This is a genomic window from Williamsia sp. CHRR-6, assembly GCF_018474015.1.
GTDB lineage: Bacteria > Actinomycetota > Actinomycetes > Mycobacteriales > Mycobacteriaceae > Williamsia_A.
This window is the reverse complement of sequence record NZ_JAHCSG010000003.1, coordinates 408,925-425,615: the sequence shown is the minus strand read 5'-3', so window position 1 is coordinate 425,615 and position 16,691 is coordinate 408,925. Positions and strand designations below refer to the sequence as shown.

Sequence of the window (16,691 nt, the reverse complement as noted above, 5' to 3'; positions counted from 1 at the left end):
TTTCGGAGGACAACGAATGTATTTGACCCAGGGACTCCATCGCGCCGCCGTGGCCACGCCGGACAAGGCCGCCACCATCTTCAACGGCCGGACGACCACCTTCGCCCAGCAGATCGACCGGGTGGCCCGGCTCGCGGCTGGACTGCAGAAGCTCGGCGTCGCCACCGGTGACCGGGTGGCCATGCTGGGGCTCAACAGTGATCGCTACTCGGAGTACTTGCTGGCCGTGCCGTGGGCGGGGGCGGTGCTCAACCCCATCAACATCCGCTGGAGCCCCACCGAGATCGCCTACGCCCTCAACGATTCCGGCACCACCGTGTTGCTGATCGACGACGCGTTCGCCCCGGCCGCCCCCGCGTTGCGGGCGAATTGCCCCACGCTGACGAGCATCGTCTTCGCTGGTGAAGGGGACCTGCCCGACGGGATGGTGGCGTACGAGGCGTTGATCGCCGACAACGAACCGGTCGCCGATGCGCGGCGCTCCGGCGACGATCTGGCCGGGCTGTTCTACACCGGCGGCACCACCGGCTTTCCCAAGGGCGTCATGCTCACCCACACCAACATGGTCACCTCGTCCCTGGGCACCATGGCGACCGGACAGCTGCTGGACGAGGGGTCGATCTTCCTGCACGCCGCGCCGATGTTCCACCTGGCCGACCTCGCGGCCTGGACCGGTCAGGTGATGCTCGGCGGCACGCACGTGATGATCCCGTTCTTCGACCCGGCCGCCATCTGCGCCACCATCGAGGCGCAGAAGGTGACCGAAACCCTGTTGGTGCCCACCATGATCCAGATGCTGGTCGATCATCCGGCCATCGGCGATCATGATCTGAGCAGCCTGCAGCGCATGCTCTACGGCGGGTCGGTGATCTCCAAGGGCGTACTGGAGCGCACCCTGGCCACGCTGCCCGGCATCAAGATGACCCAGGCCTACGGCATGACCGAGCTGGCCCCGGTGGCGTCGTTGCTGTGGCCGGCCGACCATGTGGGCGAACGGTTGTCGTCGGCCGGACGCGCCGCACCGCACGCTGAGATCGTCATCCGTGACATCGACGGCAACGAGCTCCCCACCGGTCATGTCGGTGAGATCTGTGTGCGCGGTGGGCATGTCATGGCCGGGTACTGGAACAAGCCCGAGGAGACCGCCGCGGCCCTGCAGGACGGGTGGATGCACACCGGTGATGCCGGCTACCTCGACGCGCAGGGCTACCTGTTCGTGGTCGACCGCATCAAGGACATGATCATCACCGGTGGTGAGAACGTGTACTCGGCCGAGGTGGAGAGCGCACTGAGCACTCACGCGGCGGTCGCTGCGGTGGCGGTGATCGGTATCCCCGACGATCGGTGGGGCGAGACGGTACACGCGGTGGTGGTGCTGGCTCCGGGCGCGCAGGCGTCCGAGGACGAACTGCGTGAGCACGCCCGCGGCTTGATCGCCGGCTACAAGGTGCCGCGCAGCGTCGAGTTCGTCGAGGCCATGCCGGTCAGCGGCGCGGGCAAGATCATCAAGCGCGACCTGCGCGCCGCCCACGAGAAGGCCGACGCATGACGACGCTGTCGCCGGCGGCTGACCTGGATTCGACGGCACGACAACCGCGCCGGGTGCAATCCCTGTCGCCGCTTGACGGTTCGACGGTGGTGGATCTGCCGGTGCACGAGCCTGCCGATGTCGCCGACACGGTGGCTCAGGCCCGGGTGACTGCGCAATCATGGGCGGCGCTGCCGGTTGCCCAGCGGGTGCACCACCTGCGTCGGTGGCGAGGTTGGATGTGGCGACATCGCTCCGAGATCGTCGATCTGATCCACCGGGAGAACGGCAAACCCGCCGACGACGGATTGGTCGAACTGGTTCTGACACTGGAACATCTGGCGTGGGTGGAGAAGAACGCGCCACGGTTGCTGCGTACCCGCCGGGTGCAGCCGGGCATCCTGTTGGCCAACTACTCGGCGCGGGTGGACACCGTGGCGCTGGGAGTGGTGGGCGTGATCGGCCCGTGGAACTACCCGCTGTACGCCCCCAACGGGGCCGTCGGTGCGGCGTTGGCCGCAGGCAACACCGTGGTGCTCAAACCCAGCGAGTACACCCCGGGTGTCTCACAGTGGTACGTCGATGCTTTTGCCGCGGCCAATCCCGAACTGCCGCAGGGTGTCTTGTCGCTGGTGGTCGGATTCGGTGAGACCGGCGCAGCCCTGTGCAATGCCGGGGTCGACAAGATCTCGTTCACCGGGTCCACGGCCACCGGGAAACGGATCCTCGCGCAGTGCGCGACGACCATGACCCCGGCGGTGCTCGAATGCGGTGGCAAGGATCCGGTCATCGTGGCCGCCGACGCCGATGTCGCAGCGGCCGCCGAGGCGGTGGCCTGGGGCGCGTTCACCAACTCCGGTCAGACCTGCGTAGGAGTGGAACGGGTGTACGTGCACGCCGCTGTGTACCAACCGTTCCTCGACGCCCTCACCCGGCATGCGGCGGCGATCACGCCGGGAACCTCTCGGAGCGCCACCTACGGGCCCATGACCATGCCCAAGCAGGTCGACATCGTGCGTCGCCACATCAGCGACGCGCTGGCCGCAGGCGGGCGTGCGGTGATCGGCGGGATCGACGCCATCGACGACCGGGTGATCGGCCCGACCATCCTGATCGACACCCCCGAGGACTGCTCGGCGGTGCGCGAGGAGACGTTCGGGCCCACCGTCACGGTGCGCTCGGTGGCCGACGTCGACGAAGCAGTGCGGTTGGCCAACGACCACGACTACGCGTTGAGCGCGTCGGTGTTCTCCAAGCGCAACGGCCACCAGATCGCCCAGCGGTTGCGGGCCGGTCAGGTGACGGTGAACTCGGTGATCGCGTTCGCCGGCATGGGTTCGGTGCCGATGGGGGGTGTGGGTGCCAGCGGGTTCGGCCGCCTGCACGGTGACGAGGGTTTCTCGGAGTTCGTGCGGCCGCGTGGCCGGGTGGCCCAGGGGTTCGCCATTCCGGGCTTCAATTTGGTGACCCTGAACCGCAGGCCGTGGGTGATGCCGATCATCGATCGCGTTCTGGCCCTGCGGCATCGGGGCTGAGGACTGGTCCGCTCAGTTCGGCGACACCAGATCGTCGGACTGGGTGGGGCAGACACAGATGGCGGGCAGCAGCGTGGACAGTGCGAATTCGACCAGGTCGTCGTAGGTGGACAGGGGGGCGGCCACCTCGGGGGTGAGCAGGATGGAATGGGCCACCCGCACCAGCAGCTCGTTGGCGTAGGGCAGCACCGGCACCACACCGGGCACCTGGTCTTCGACGGCGGTGTCGATCATCGACTGGGTGGCCATCATCGCCGCGCCCAGGATCTCCCCGCCTGCGGTGGTGAGCTGACCCAGCACCAGGTCGGTGCCGCTCTGCGACATGGCCACCAGCACCGGATTGCTGCGCACCGACTCCACCGTGGTGGCGAAGCCATGAGCCAGCCGCTCGGAGAAGGTGGGCTGGGCCTTGGCCGCGGCCGCGACCGCCTCGAACAATCGCACGGCTTCTCGCGCCATGACTGCGGCGACCAGCTCCACCTTGGACCCGATGCGGCGGTACACGGTGACCCGGTTGACCCCGGCCTTGCGCGCCACGTCGTTGATGGTGGTGCGTTCGATCCCCAGGTCTCCAAACAGTTCCAATGCGGCGTCGAGAAGGTCTTCGTCGACATCTGTGGGGGTCGTCATGCGGCCCAGGGTAACGGATCAAAAAAGTTTCAGTGCAACATTGCAACACCGAGTGTTGCGCTGTTACATTCCACTGGTGAGGCACACCGAGGTGCCCCTTTTCCCTTCCGGAGGAGTAGCCATGACGACCCAGATCCCGGCCCCTGAGACCGTCCGCGCCACCGCGACACCGACTCCCAACCCCACGGTCCCGGTGACCGCGACCGCGGAGTACACCGACGAGTCGTACGCGATCACTGCGCGTGCGGTGTCCTTCGACTGGACGGGTGTTCCACTCACCTATATCCCGGGCGAATGGTTTGCGACGCAGTTCTGGAACGTCATGCACCTGGTGCTCCCCGAGGGCGAGCGGGCCATGGCGGACGTGTTCGGGCGGGCGCTGCCCTTCATCGATGATCGTCGGCTGCACGAAGAGGTCATCGGATTCGTCGGCCAGGAGAACACCCACGCCGCCTCGCACGAGAGCTTCCGCGAGTACCTTGCCGCCAACGGCGTGGAGACCGAGACCATCCTGCGGCGCATCCGCTACTCGGTCGGGGTGGTCTTCGGCGATCACGGGCTGACCGGACGGGCCGGTCGGGCCTGGCTGAACGAGCGGCTGGGCATGTACGCCGCCGCCGAGCACTTCACCGCCGTGGTCGGTGAGTGGCTGTTGGACAACCAGGAATTCGACAAGCGCCCGGTCGATCCGACCATGTTGGATCTGCTCCGCTGGCACGGCGCCGAAGAGCTCGAGCACCGCAACGTGGCGTTCGATGCCTACCAGTACGTCGACGGTGGCTACTTCCGTCGCCTGCGCACCGCGCTGATCGCCTGCGCCGGCCTGGCCATCCTGTGGTTCACCACCGTCGCCCACATGTACAACAAGGACGCCGAGCGCAAGTCGCGTCTGTGGTGGCCGCTGGCCTATGTGCGCGCAGCACGCAAGGGCCTGGTCCCGGGTGGCTCGTTCATGGTCAAGCAGTTCCTCATCTACTCGCGCCCGGGCTTCCACCCGTCCGGGATGGGTGACATCGACAAGGCGGTCCGCTACCTGGCCACCTCCCCGGCGGCATTGGCGGCCCAGGGATGACCGTGCCCGATTCTCGGCCGGTCCGACCGGTCGCCGAGCCGGTCGAGAACCCCAGCCTGAGCCTGCGCGCTCTCAACGCGATCGCGCATGTCTACGCCAAAGCGGTCTCGGAGAACCCGGTGGTGCAGAAGGTCTCGCCCGCGCGGCCGCAACGGTTCGCCGGCTACGAGTTCCCGGTGCGGGTCGAGGCTGTGGTCGACGAAGCCGACGGGGTCAAGTCGCTCACGTTGGCTCGCACCGACGGCAAGCGGATGCCGGGGTGGCTCCCGGGTGCGCACATCGACGTCACCCTGCCCAGTGGTCGCCGCCGCCAGTACTCCCTGGCCGGCAAACCGCCGGTGGAGGATCGTTACCGGATCGCGGTGCGGCGCATCGATGACGGCCTGGTGTCTCCGGAGATCCACGCGCTGAGCGAGGGTGCCGAGCTGACCGTCCGCGGGCCACGCAACGCGTTCCCGATGGCGGCCGAGGAGCATTACCTCTTCGTGGCCGCGGGCATCGGTATCACCCCCATCCTGGGGATGATCCAGGCCGCTGCGGCGGCGCGCGCCGACTGGACGCTGTACTACCACGGGCGAACTCGCGACAGCATGCCATTCCTCGCCGAGCTCGAGGCGCTGGCTGCAGGCACCGACAACACGGTGATCGTGGCGTCGGATGACCTCGACGGGGTCCCGCACATCGACTCGGTGCTGCGGCTCGCTCGTGAAGACAGCGCGCTGTACGTGTGCGGGCCGATCGGGTTGTCGCTGGCCCTGCGTGACCGCATTCCGGCGGTGGCGCCGGGGGTCAAGTTTCACACCGAGTTGTTCAGTCCAGCACCGGTTGTCGACGGCAAGCCGTTCGCCATCCGGCTGTCCACCACCGACGAGGTGGTGCAGGTCGGCGCAACCGAGACCGCGCTGGATGCGGTGCGACGAGCTCGGCCCGATCAAGCCTTCTCGTGCCGGCAAGGCTTCTGCGGTGCCTGCATCGTGGGCATGCGGTCTGGCGCCCCGGTGCATCGTGATCGCGCATTGCGTCCCGACGAACAGGGCACGGCTTTCGCCCTGTGCGTGTCACGCGCCGACGCCGATTCTGAACTCGTACTCGACATCTGAGCCCAGACTGCCCTTTCGGCAGAAGGATTGACCATGACTGAGACATCTGTAGCTCCTGCTGTGCCCGAATCCACCCCGACGCCGCACATCGACGTCGCGATCATCGGTTCGGGCTTCGGCGGGCTCGGCGCCGCGATCCGACTCACCCAGGAGGGTCGCGGGGATTTCCTTGTCTTCGAACGTAACTCCGGTCTCGGGGGCACCTGGCACGTCAACACCTATCCGGGCGCCCAGTGCGACATTCCGTCGGCGTTGTATTCGTTCTCCTTTGCGCCCAACCCGAACTGGACGCGGCTCTACCCGTTGCAGGACGAGATCGAGCAGTACCTCAACGACTGTGCTGACCAGTTCGACGTTCGCCACAAGATTCGATTCGGCCATGACGTGCACTCCACCTCGTGGGATGACGCCACCGCGCGGTGGACCGTGGTGACCAGTCAGGGCACCTGGACTGCTCGGGTGTTGATCGCGGCGTTGGGGCCGTTCAGCGAGCCCGCCGTCCCCGACATCGCAGGCCTGGACACCTTCGCCGGAACCGTGTTTCATTCGGCGAAGTGGGACCACGACCACGACCTGACCGGCGAGCGGGTCGGCGTCATCGGGACGGGGGCCTCGGCGGTGCAGTTCGTGCCGCACGTGGCCGCCATCGCCGGCCACCTCACGCTGTTCCAGCGCACGCCCACCTGGATCATGCCGCATCCCGACCGCCCCGTGGCTCCGGCGCTACGCCGGATCTTCGCGAAAGCCCCGGTGACGCAACGTGGTCTGCGTAGCCTGTGCAACCTGGCTCAGGAGGCGCTGGTGCCGGGACTGGTCCGCTGGCCCGGGCTGTTGAAATCGGCTGCCGTCGTGGCCCGAATGCACATCCGTCGGCAGGTGTCCGATCCGCAGCTACGCGAGAAGCTCACGCCCACATACTCGTTCGGCTGCAAGCGGCCAACGTTTTCCAACAAGTTCTACCCCGCACTCACCCGTCCCAACGTGACGGTGGAGACGACGGGGATCAGATCGGTCCGTCCCACCGGGATCGAGACGGTGGACGGCACGCTGCACGAGCTCGACACCATCGTGCTGGGTACCGGCTTCGCGGTGGCCAAACATCCCGGGTTCGGTCTGATCCACGGCCGGGGTGGCAAGAGCCTGGCTGCAGTGTGGCCCAACGGCGAGATGCATTCCTACCGTGGGACCACGGTGCCGGGCTTCCCGAACCTGTTCATCCTGCTGGGCCCCAACTCGGTGGTCTACACCTCCCAGGTGGTCACCATCGAGGCCCAGGTGCAGCACATCGTGTCGGCGCTCGACGAGATGGATGCGCGTGGGGTGGACGCCGTGGAGGTGACCGAGGCGGCCGAACACGAGTTCGTGCACCACACCGACGAGGTGCTCTCACACTCGGTGTGGAACACCGGCGGCTGCAGCAGCTACTACCTGTCGCCGTCGGGACGAAACTTCACCTACTGGCCGGGTTCTGTGCGCAACTTCACCAAGGTAATGTCGACGATCGACATGAACCACTACACAGTCGAAACGTCGGTGTCTGCGGCTGATCGCGCCGCCACTCCGGGCCCGGGATCACCGGCTGTCTCAGCCGGTCCCGCGGTCCCGCGGTGAGCTCTCGGATCTCCCTGGACTCTGCAACGGTCTTCATCACCGGCGGTGCGGCCGGCATCGGCGCCTGCACCGTACGTCGGCTGCTGGCCGCCGGTGCCAACGTCGCGGTGTTCGACCTCACCGACGCCGCCGCCGAGCTCGGTGCGCACGAGCGTCTGCTGGCTCTCACCGGTGATGTCCGTGATCAGGCCGCGGTGAGCGCGGCGGTGGCCGCCACGATCGCACGGTTTGGTGCGGTGACGGTGGCCATCGCCAACGCAGGCATCACTCCGCCGCCGGGCACCATCAGGCAGGTCGATCGGGCCTTGTTCGACCGGGTGATCGACGTCAACCTGCACGGCGTGGTCAACGTCATCCGCGCCACCTCCGATGAGATCGTGCGTACCGGTGGACACATGTCGCTGATCTGCTCGGGGGCCGCGTTCACGCCCGGGATGGGCGGGGCGGCGTACATGATCAGCAAGGCGGCCGTCGAGCAACTCGGCCGGGCGTTGAGCATCGAGTTGTCGGCGGTCGGGGCGTCGGCGGGGCTGGTCTACTTCGGTGTCGTGGACACCGGGCTGGCCCACGCCACCCTGGACCAGGATCCGCTGGGGCGGCGCATGGGCGAGCGTCTGCCGTGGCCGTTGAGTCGGCGTCTGAGTGCCGAGGCCGCCGCAGCGATCGTGGTGCGATCTGTGCAGCGGCGATCGGTCCGCGCCATCGGCGGCAAGTCCTGGTACGGGTACTACTGGCTGCGCGGCCTGATCAACCCGATCCTGGAGGCCCAGCTGATCCGGGATCGCAGCGTCCATCAGCTGATTCGTGATCTCGAAGCTCGAGTGCCGTAACTGCACGAATGCCGCTCAGCCGTACGCCTGAGCTGCTTCAATGGCGTGGTGACCTTTGACCCGATCGGCCCGGACTGGCAGCGGCCCGCGGGATACAAGAAGTCGGCGGTGGTGCGCCGCCGTCGCTGGCCGTGGATAGCCGGTGCGGGGGTCGCGACAGTGCTGGTGATCGGGCTGATCGCCCCCGACGACACCAAACAGGTCACCGATCGGGCCGCAGCCGTGGTGGCCGCGCCGTCGGGGGCTGCGACATCGTCGACCACTTCGTCGACTCCGGCCACCACGAGCTCGGTCGAACCCAGCCTTGCTCCGCTGAGTTCGGCTGCGCCGGTGGCTGATTCGGGAGCCGCCCAGCAGGCGTTGACGTTGCTGGCGACGGTCGCGGTGAAGGGGCGTGCCCCCCGGACCGGGTACAGCCGTGCCCAATTCGGGCAGGCATGGTCTGATGACGTGACCGTCGACGGTGGCCGCAACGGGTGCGACACGCGCAACGACATCCTGCGCCGCGATCTGACCGGAGCGGTCCTCAAGGCCGGTACCCGCGGTTGTGTGGTCCTCTCAGGCACGCTGGCCGACCCCTACACCGGCCGAGACATCGCTTTCACCCGCGGGCCGGGAACGTCGACCGCCGTACAGATCGATCACGTGGTGGCCCTCGATGACGCGTGGCAGAAAGGGGCACAACAACTCTCACCGGATCGGCGCCGCGACTTCGCCAACGATCCGCGCAACCTGCAGGCCACCGACGGTCCCACCAACCAACGCAAGGGATCAGGCGACGCCGCCACCTGGCTGCCGCCGAACAGGGCCTACCGCTGCACCTATGTGGCGCGGCAGGTGGAGGTGAAGGCGGCCTACAGCCTGTGGGTGACCGCGGCCGAACGTGATGCGATCACGCGTGTGCTGAGGAGTTGCGGAGCAACACCACCAGAGTCCGACCCGACGCCCAGCGCGACCCGCACCCAGACCCCGATCCCGGCGGTTCCCCGAACCACCGATGCCCCACCGCCGCCCCCGCCCGCTCCGCCTGACGGCGGCGGCGTCTACTACGAGAACTGCACCGCGGCGCGGGCGGCCGGCGCAGCACCGATCCGGGTCGGCGAACCCGGGTACCGGCCGAAACTCGACCGCAACAACGACGGCGTCGCCTGCGAGTAACCCTCCCAGTAGACGCGGCCTCGTGTGCCTACTGCGTCGAGTGGGCGGAAAACCCCGTCGAGTGGGCAGAAAACCCCGTCGAGTGGGCGGAAAATCGCCGTCGACTGGGCAGCAGACAGCGCCGCCCAGTCGACGGCGCTGTTCCACCCACTCGACAGTGCACAGGTCAGCCAGCTTTCCTCGACTGCCATCCGAACATCCATATGAGCCAGAGCAGTACGGCCATGGGCGATCACCGACAAGACCACAACTGTCGACGTTGACGCGATACGGCCGGGGTAGACGGCGCTGTTCAACCCACTCGACATCGCTGTTCCACCGACACGACAGGGGCGGCGCCGAGGTGATGTCACGGTTGCGTGCCACGATTGATCGGTGTTCCCGAAGACCCGTGCGCACTGCCTGTGGCGTCCGGGTGTGGGGATGTCGGTGTGGTTCACCGACTCCTTGGGGGCACCCACCGACACGCGTGATCTCGACGGGGTGCCTACGCCGCTGGCCGAGGTGGTGGCCGGACGAACCCTTCGTCGACAGGTCAGCATCGTCGGGCCCGGCGGCGCCACCTGCACCGCAGGAACCCTGACGTTGGGGCCGGCGGCGTGGGTGGATCTATTCGACAGCCTCGACGCGCCCGACGCCGAGTTCGCCTTCTATGGCCACGTGCTGCTCTCGGTGCGCGCTTTTGTCGCAGCCCGTGCGGTCACGCCGTCGCTGGTGTTCACCGACGGTGAGTGGTCGGCGCGGTGGGCGCCGCTGCCCACGGTCCACTGGCGCAGCTGGCTGGCTCAGATCTGTGCGGCCGCACCAGAAGTGTTGCAGGCCAACGGTGGAGAGGTGGCCATTGCCGACTTCGCCACGGAAATGGTCGATCTGGTGAGCCGCCGTGCCCTGGCGGAGGTGGACCCGGGGGTGTTGCGTTCCCCACTGGTGCGGGCCTTGCTCCCCGATCAGGTCGCCACGCTGCCGGTCGACCGTGCATCCACCGCCGCGCATGCGTGGACGACGTGGGCTGAGGCGATCCGAGACAGCGAAAGCCTGCTGGTGCTGCGGCTGCACGAACCCGATGCGGCTGATGACGCCGACCCCCTCGACACCGATACCGATCGCTGGCGGCTGCAGGTGTGTCGCAGCACGCCCGACGGGCTCGACGAACCCGTCGAGATCGATCGACTCGGACCGGGGCAACTCGATGAGATCACCACCGAGGTGGCCGGTGCGGTGCGCGCGTTCAGCGCATTGTCCACGGCTGGGCACGACCGTTCCACCCTCGACTTCCTGCTGACCGATCACCTGGTGACCGAGCTGCTCGACACCGGTGCCGCGGCGCTGGCGCACGCCGGGATCGTGGTGCTGCTGCCCCGCACGCTGGCCGAGGTGACCCCGCGGGTGGCGTTGCGCGCCGGCCCGGGCGTGGGCGCCACCGTCGAGCGTTCGGTGATGGTGGGGTTGGCTGAAATCCGAGACTTCCAGTGGCAGTTGGCCATCGGCGACAACCTGCTGGACGACGGTGACCTGCGGGCACTCGCCGAGGAGAAGGGGTCGCTGGTGCGGGTGCAGGGCGTGTGGGTGCGCGCGGATTCTGGCGCCCTCAAGCGGGCCGCCGACTTCATCGTCACCCAGCGCGCCCTGGCCGCATCTGGGCATCCGCCCGACATGGGTGAGCTGTTCGGTCTGGTGACCGGCGGCGACGACCGGCTGGGGGTGCCGGTTAACGCGGTGCACGGCTTGTCCTGGTTGGACGAGATAGCCGACACCGGAACCCTCACCCCGCCGCCGCGTCCGGCCCCGCCGGGGCTGGCGGCCGAGCTACGTGGGTATCAGCAGCGTGGGCTGGAGTGGCTGTGCCACTTGGATTCCCTGGGTATCGGGGCGGTGCTGGCCGACGACATGGGGTTGGGTAAGACCGTGCAGATCATCGCTCTGCTGTGCGCTGAACGTGGCGCCGATGCGGGCCCGGGTCCCACCTTGATCGTGTGTCCGATGTCGGTTGTGGGCAACTGGGAACGTGAGATTGATTCTTTCGCACCGCATCTCGACGTCGTGGTGCATCATGGGCCGTCCCGTGCAGTTGGTGACGACCTGGTGCGTACGGCCGGTGCGGCTGACGTCACCATCACCACCTTCGCCCTCGCCGCGCGCGATCAGCAGACGCTGCAACAGATCTCGTGGCACCGGGTGGTGATCGACGAGGCCCAACACGTCAAGAACGTGCGCACCGCAGCGGCCCGGGCGCTACGGGCGATCGGGGCCCGTACCCGGGTGGCGTTGACCGGAACGCCGGTGGAGAACCGACTCGAGGACCTGCGGGCGGTGATCGACCTGGTGAACCCGGGGCTGCTGGGGTCGCCGTCGGTGTTCAAGGCCCGATACGCCGAGGCCATCGAGCGCGAGCGTGACCCGGTTGCTGTGCAGCGACTCTCGGCCATCACCTCACCGTTCATCCTGCGTCGCGTCAAGACCGATCCCACCATCGTGGCCGATCTGCCGGAGAAGGTCGAGTTGACGGTGCGAGCCAACCTCACCGTCGAACAGGCCGCGTTGTATCGGGCCGTGACCGAAGACCTGATGCAGGCGTTGGGCCGCGACCCCGACACCAGCCGGGAGGGGCACCGGGTGCGGACGGTGCTGGCCGCCCTCACCCGGCTCAAGCAGGTCTGCAACCACCCCGCCCATTTCCTCGGTGACGGATCGGCGGTGGTGCGCCGCAACGTGCACCGCTCGGGCAAGCTGGAGCTGTTGTCCGACATCGTGTCCACCATCGTCGCGAGAGACGAACGGGCCCTGGTGTTCACCCAGTTCGCCGCGTTCGGGGAGATGATCGCGCCGTGGCTGGGCACGGTCGCCGGCGGCGAGGTGGCTTTCCTGCACGGGGGACTGTCGCGCGGTGCGCGCGATCAGATCGTCACCGGGTTCCAACGCGACGACGGTCCGCCGGTGTTGATCGCCTCCCTGCAGGCCGGTGGCACCGGATTGAATCTCACTGCGGCCAATCATGTTGTGCACCTTGACCGGTGGTGGAATCCGGCGGTGGAGGCCCAGGCCACCGACCGCGCCTATCGCATCGGGCAGACCCGCCGGGTGCAGGTGCGGACCTTCGTGTGTGTGGGGACCATCGAGGAGCGTATCGACGCGATGATCCGGGACAAGCGGGCGCTGTCAGACCTCACCGTCAGCGCGGGCGCACATTGGCTGGCCGACATCGGAGACGATGAGCTGTTCGAGCTGATGCGGTTGCGCGACGAGGCGGTCGGCGAATGATCAAGATGCAGTGGTGGTGGGTGGTGTCGGGATGAGTCGCAGACAGGCGCCGCCGCCGCGTGGCTACGGACTGACGCCGTGGTCACGGGCCGTGTTGTCGGTGGTCGACCGACCGTCCGATGTGCGGCGGATGAACAAGGCGCGCAGCTATTTTCGGGATCGCAAGGTGATCGATCTGCGGGTGCGGCCGGGCCGCGTGACCGCCTTGGTGCAGGGCAGCCAACTCGATCCGTTCGAGACGACCCTGACCGCACGCACCGTCGAACCGGCCACCGTGGTCGAGTTGCTGCGCAGCCGCGACGCCACCGACGATCTGGTGGTGTTGGCGCGTGGACGCCAGCCGGTCACGTTGGGGGAGTTGGTGTTACCCACCGAGCCCGCCGACATCGAGGGTGATTGCAGTTGCCCCGATGACGAACCGCGATGTATCCACGTCCTGGCCGTCACCTACGAGCTGTGCGCGCAGATCGACGCCCGGCCCGCCCTGGCATTGACGTTGATGGGTGCTGACACGACGGTGTTGTTGAAACTGCTGGAACAGAGCGCCGACGGTCCCGGGCGCGCCGCGCGAACGCCCCAGGCCACCGGATCGTCCACGGCCACATTGCGATCGGACTACTACGGTGCCGGGATGCCGCTGCCACCGTTACCCTTGCCGCCCCCGGTCAACGTGCTCACCGAGCTCGACGTGACCGCGCTCGGGGCGGCGCTACGGGCATCAGGGACAGCACCAGCCGATGTCGCCGAGGCGATCGACGAGCTCGCCGAACTCTACGACCGGTTCCACGGGCGTACCCGATGACCTGATCAGCCCAGCACCCAAGGCCCGCTACGCGAGAGCCCGCGCGAGGGCAGCGGCGGCCCGACCTCCGGAGACCAACGCGCCCTGGATCGACGGCGTGTCTCGATGATCGCCGGCCACCGCGACCCTCAGACCGGCCATCACGCTGCGCTGCACCGGGGTGCCCGCCGGTTGCACCGGTAACGCATCGGGGATGTCGTGGCGGATGATCAGCGGCCACGTGCGCGTACCCACCCCCCACAGCCGCTGGGCTTCGGCTCGCACCTCGACCTCGGGCGCAGGACCGCGTGCGTCGAGCAGGGTGGTGACCTGCACCAACGTCTGGCCCGGTGGCGCGTAGCTGGATGCCACCGCGCTGAGTTGAGCGGTGTTGACCACATGGCCGCCGGCCCCCGACACCCGGACGAACGGGTCATCGGAACGCAGGTTGTCAGCATGGAACCACCAGGTCGACAGCCCACGCATCCCCGTCACCGGCACACCGGTCAACCGATGTGCCGACGGGCTCGCGGTCGCCACCACCACCGCGCGGGATCGCAGGGTGGACCCGTCGGCCAACCGGACCTGCGGGGTCAACCCGTCGACGACCTGTTCGACCGGGGTGTCGTAGTGCACCGCTGCCCCCAGCCCGTCGGCGAGTTGTCGTGGCAGCGCGCCCATTCCGGCGGCGGGGACCCCTGGGGTGGCGGCGAGGAAACTCTTGATGACCAGCCGCACGTACCGGTCGGAGGTCTCCCAGGTCCCGTCGGCGAGCACGCCGGTGAGAAACGGGGCGAGGACCGTGTCACGCAGCGGGCCGCGCAGTCCGAGGCTGTCCCAGCGTTGCGCCAGCGGGGCGTCGGGACGTGCGATGAGGGAGCGGGCCGAGCCGAACGCCGGCCATACCCAGCGCAGCGCCCCGAGGATGGCCCGCGGGCTCACCATCCCCGCGGCCACCGCGTCGCGCACGGTGGTCGCCAGCAGCCGGGGATGCCGAGTGGGGTCGGCCAGCGTGCGAACGGTGCCGTAGGCGTCCACCGAACGCACTCCTCGGCCGCTGATCTGCAGGTTCAGGGCGTCGAGGTCGATGTGGCGGCGCACCGCGGGATAGCTGGGGTTGAGCAGTTGAAACCCACGGTCGCATCGGAATCCGTCGATCACGTCGGTCTGGATGCGTCCACCCGGTGCGGAGTCGGCTTCGAGCACCCTCACCTGCAGGCCATCCGAGCGCAGTGCGCCGGCGGCGCGCAGACCGGCCAGGCCCGCGCCCACCACCACCACGTCGGCGTCGAGTTCAGTCACCGGTCAATCGAACCACGGACCGCTGATGTTCCAGCACGGCCAGCAGTTCCTCGTAGGGTCCCACCACGTAGGCGTCGTCACCGGCGGCGAACGCGGTCTCACGACGCGGCGGATATTCCAGCTCGTCGGTGGCCACCCGGCGGATGGCGATCACCCGGGTGTTGGCCGACAGCTCCTGCATGCGAACCCCCACCAGGCCACCGTCGGGGGCGATCTGCAGCCGGCCCACCATGAACGAGCGGTTCTGCACCGAGAAGGTGCTCAACACCTCCAAGCCCAGTGCGGCGCCGATGAACCACGGTGCGGCCAGCTCGGCGGTGGAGCGGACATGTCGGAAATCGAAGCGCCGCGACACCGCATCGGCCATGGCGCGGTTGAACACTCGCAGCACCACCGGGGTGCTCGGTGCACCGGGTGCAGCGTCCCAGCGCTTGCCCGCGATGGCGCGGACGGCGATGGCGGTCTCCACGTTGGCCATGTCGTCGCTGGTCAACACGGCCACCGCCGCGGCGTGCTGCACCCGGGCGTCGAGCAGGGTCTCGGCGACGGTGGCGTCACCGAGCACCACGGGCAGATCGAATTGTGCTGCGGTGGAGAGGAACCGGTTGGTGGGTGATCGTTCGATGATCAGCACCTCGTGGCCCCGGGCGGCGATCTCGCGCGCCACTCGGATCCCGAACGCGCCCAACCCGATCACCACCACGTGTCCGGTCATGAAGCGGGCTTTGCGGCGGCCGGCGGCCTCGGCGATCCGCCGCGAGATGAGCAGCTCGGCGAGAAACGCCATGATCATCGCGGTGGTGGTCAACCCGGTGAACATCAGGACGATCGACCAGATGCGCAGCGCCGGAGGCTGATCGGCGAAGTTGAAGTCGCCGTAGCCGACGGTGGCCACGGTCTCGGTGCTGAAGTACACCGCATCCAGCACGCTCATCCCCGGCTTCTGATAGAACAACCGCAGGATCGCCGTGGAGGTGATGAGCAACAGCAGCAGCACACCCAGCATCCGAAAGAAGTTGGGGTTGGCGTCGGAGACGAAGGCGCGCACCGCATATCGGGCGCGAGTCAGTGGGTTGGGCCGGGCGCTGCGTTGCGTGGGCGACTGTCGGTCCAGGATCACCCCGGCGGCGGCGAACTGGGCCGGTGTGCCGACGAGGGAGACGGTGTCGCCGAGCAACACCGGGTGGTCGCGGCCGGGACAGATGGTGGTGGTCGGTGGACGGATCATCCCGCCGGTCGCCGTCGATCCGGTGGTCACCGCCAACGGCGCCAGATCGCCGAATCGGGTGCGCAGGGTGCCGGGCTGATCGACGGTCACCTCGGCGGTCACGAAGTCGACCCCGCCCACCGGTACGTGGTGGCTGCGGATGCCCAGACACGCCTCCACCACCGACGGCGACGCGAGATCGGCGACGTCGAGAACTGTGCAGTTGCGGGTCTGGTCGGAGGGCTGGGTGCTCATGGCCCCGGCCACGGTCGGATTGGTCAGCTCGGTGATCACCCGGACATCGCTGCGTAGTTGCCCGGCGACGAGTGCCGCCTCGAGGTTCCACACCTCGGTGTCGTCGACACACACCACGGCCATCGCGGTGTCCAGGGATGCCTCACGCAGTGCGTCGGCCACGCTGACCAGCGCGGTGTGTACCGGGATCTGCCAGCGGGCCACGGCGGCGTCGATAGCTGGGTCGACCGCCTTGACCAGCAACACCACCTGCTCGCCGGTGGCGATGAACTGGTCGATGATGCGCAACGCCAGACCGCCGAAACCGCAGACGATGACGTGTCCTGAGGGTGTGGGTGGTGCAGTCCGGTCCATCGCACCTCCCCTGCTGCGCCCGTAGGTGTCACGCGGCAGGCACCGCGTGTGCTCGCCAGATGACACTACG

Annotated in this window: 12 protein-coding genes; 9 read left to right on the top strand and 3 right to left on the bottom strand. The window is 68.1% G+C overall.

Going from position 1 to position 16,691, the window contains the following annotated elements; translation table 11 throughout:
* Positions 1–16 precede the first annotated feature (16 nt).
* Positions 17–1,549 carry a long-chain fatty acid--CoA ligase gene (locus KIK15_RS10795; RefSeq protein ID WP_214244263.1) on the top strand — a complete coding sequence of 511 codons (1,533 nt, stop codon included), beginning with the start codon at positions 17–19 and terminating at the stop codon, positions 1,547–1,549.
* Positions 1,546–3,063, top strand: a complete 1,518-nt coding sequence (locus tag KIK15_RS10790; protein ID WP_214244261.1) for an aldehyde dehydrogenase family protein — start codon at positions 1,546–1,548, stop codon at positions 3,061–3,063. The genes KIK15_RS10795 and KIK15_RS10790 overlap by 4 nt, the downstream gene beginning before the upstream one ends.
* A gap of 12 nt (positions 3,064–3,075) precedes the next feature.
* Here the strand turns inward: KIK15_RS10790 and KIK15_RS10785 are convergent, their stop codons facing one another.
* Positions 3,076–3,693 (bottom strand): TetR/AcrR family transcriptional regulator, encoded by a 618-nt coding sequence (locus KIK15_RS10785; RefSeq protein WP_214244258.1) that lies wholly within the window; start codon positions 3,691–3,693, stop codon positions 3,076–3,078.
* Positions 3,694–3,814: 121 nt separating this feature from the next.
* Here KIK15_RS10785 and KIK15_RS10780 point away from each other — a divergent pair, with 121 nt between their 5' ends.
* From KIK15_RS10780 to KIK15_RS10750, 7 genes are all read left to right on the top strand, one after another.
* The gene (locus tag KIK15_RS10780) at positions 3,815–4,765 is read left to right on the top strand and encodes a metal-dependent hydrolase (RefSeq protein ID WP_214244257.1); all 951 of its coding nucleotides are present in this window, start codon (positions 3,815–3,817) and stop codon (positions 4,763–4,765) included.
* Positions 4,766–4,767: 2 nt separating this feature from the next.
* A complete protein-coding gene (locus tag KIK15_RS10775) occupies positions 4,768–5,865 on the top strand; it encodes a PDR/VanB family oxidoreductase (protein WP_214244255.1) in 1,098 nt (365 codons plus the stop codon).
* 33 nt (positions 5,866–5,898) lie between these two features.
* On the top strand, positions 5,899–7,476 hold the full coding sequence (locus KIK15_RS10770; RefSeq protein WP_214244253.1) for an NAD(P)/FAD-dependent oxidoreductase: 1,578 nt from the start codon (positions 5,899–5,901) through the stop codon (positions 7,474–7,476).
* Complete coding sequence (locus KIK15_RS10765; protein ID WP_307851832.1) at positions 7,473–8,306, top strand: SDR family NAD(P)-dependent oxidoreductase; 834 nt, start codon at positions 7,473–7,475, stop codon at positions 8,304–8,306. Before KIK15_RS10770 ends, KIK15_RS10765 begins: the two co-directional genes overlap by 4 nt.
* Positions 8,307–8,354: 48 nt before the next feature.
* On the top strand, positions 8,355–9,464 hold the full coding sequence (locus KIK15_RS10760; RefSeq protein ID WP_374222844.1) for a DUF1524 domain-containing protein: 1,110 nt from the start codon (positions 8,355–8,357) through the stop codon (positions 9,462–9,464).
* Between the two features lie 423 nt (positions 9,465–9,887).
* Complete coding sequence (locus KIK15_RS10755) at positions 9,888–12,722, top strand: DEAD/DEAH box helicase (protein ID WP_214244595.1); 2,835 nt, start codon at positions 9,888–9,890, stop codon at positions 12,720–12,722.
* 31 nt (positions 12,723–12,753) lie between these two features.
* Positions 12,754–13,524 (top strand): SWIM zinc finger family protein, encoded by a 771-nt coding sequence (locus KIK15_RS10750; protein WP_214244251.1) that lies wholly within the window; start codon positions 12,754–12,756, stop codon positions 13,522–13,524.
* Positions 13,525–13,551: 27 nt separating this feature from the next.
* On the opposite strand, the gene KIK15_RS10745 is transcribed toward KIK15_RS10750, so the two are convergent.
* Positions 13,552–14,805: an FAD-dependent oxidoreductase gene (locus KIK15_RS10745; protein ID WP_214244249.1), complete on the bottom strand. Its 1,254-nt coding sequence runs from the start codon at positions 14,803–14,805 to the stop codon at positions 13,552–13,554.
* Positions 14,798–16,621: an NAD-binding protein gene (locus tag KIK15_RS10740; protein WP_214244247.1), complete on the bottom strand. Its 1,824-nt coding sequence runs from the start codon at positions 16,619–16,621 to the stop codon at positions 14,798–14,800. Before KIK15_RS10740 ends, KIK15_RS10745 begins: the two co-directional genes overlap by 8 nt.
* Positions 16,622–16,691 lie beyond the last annotated feature (70 nt).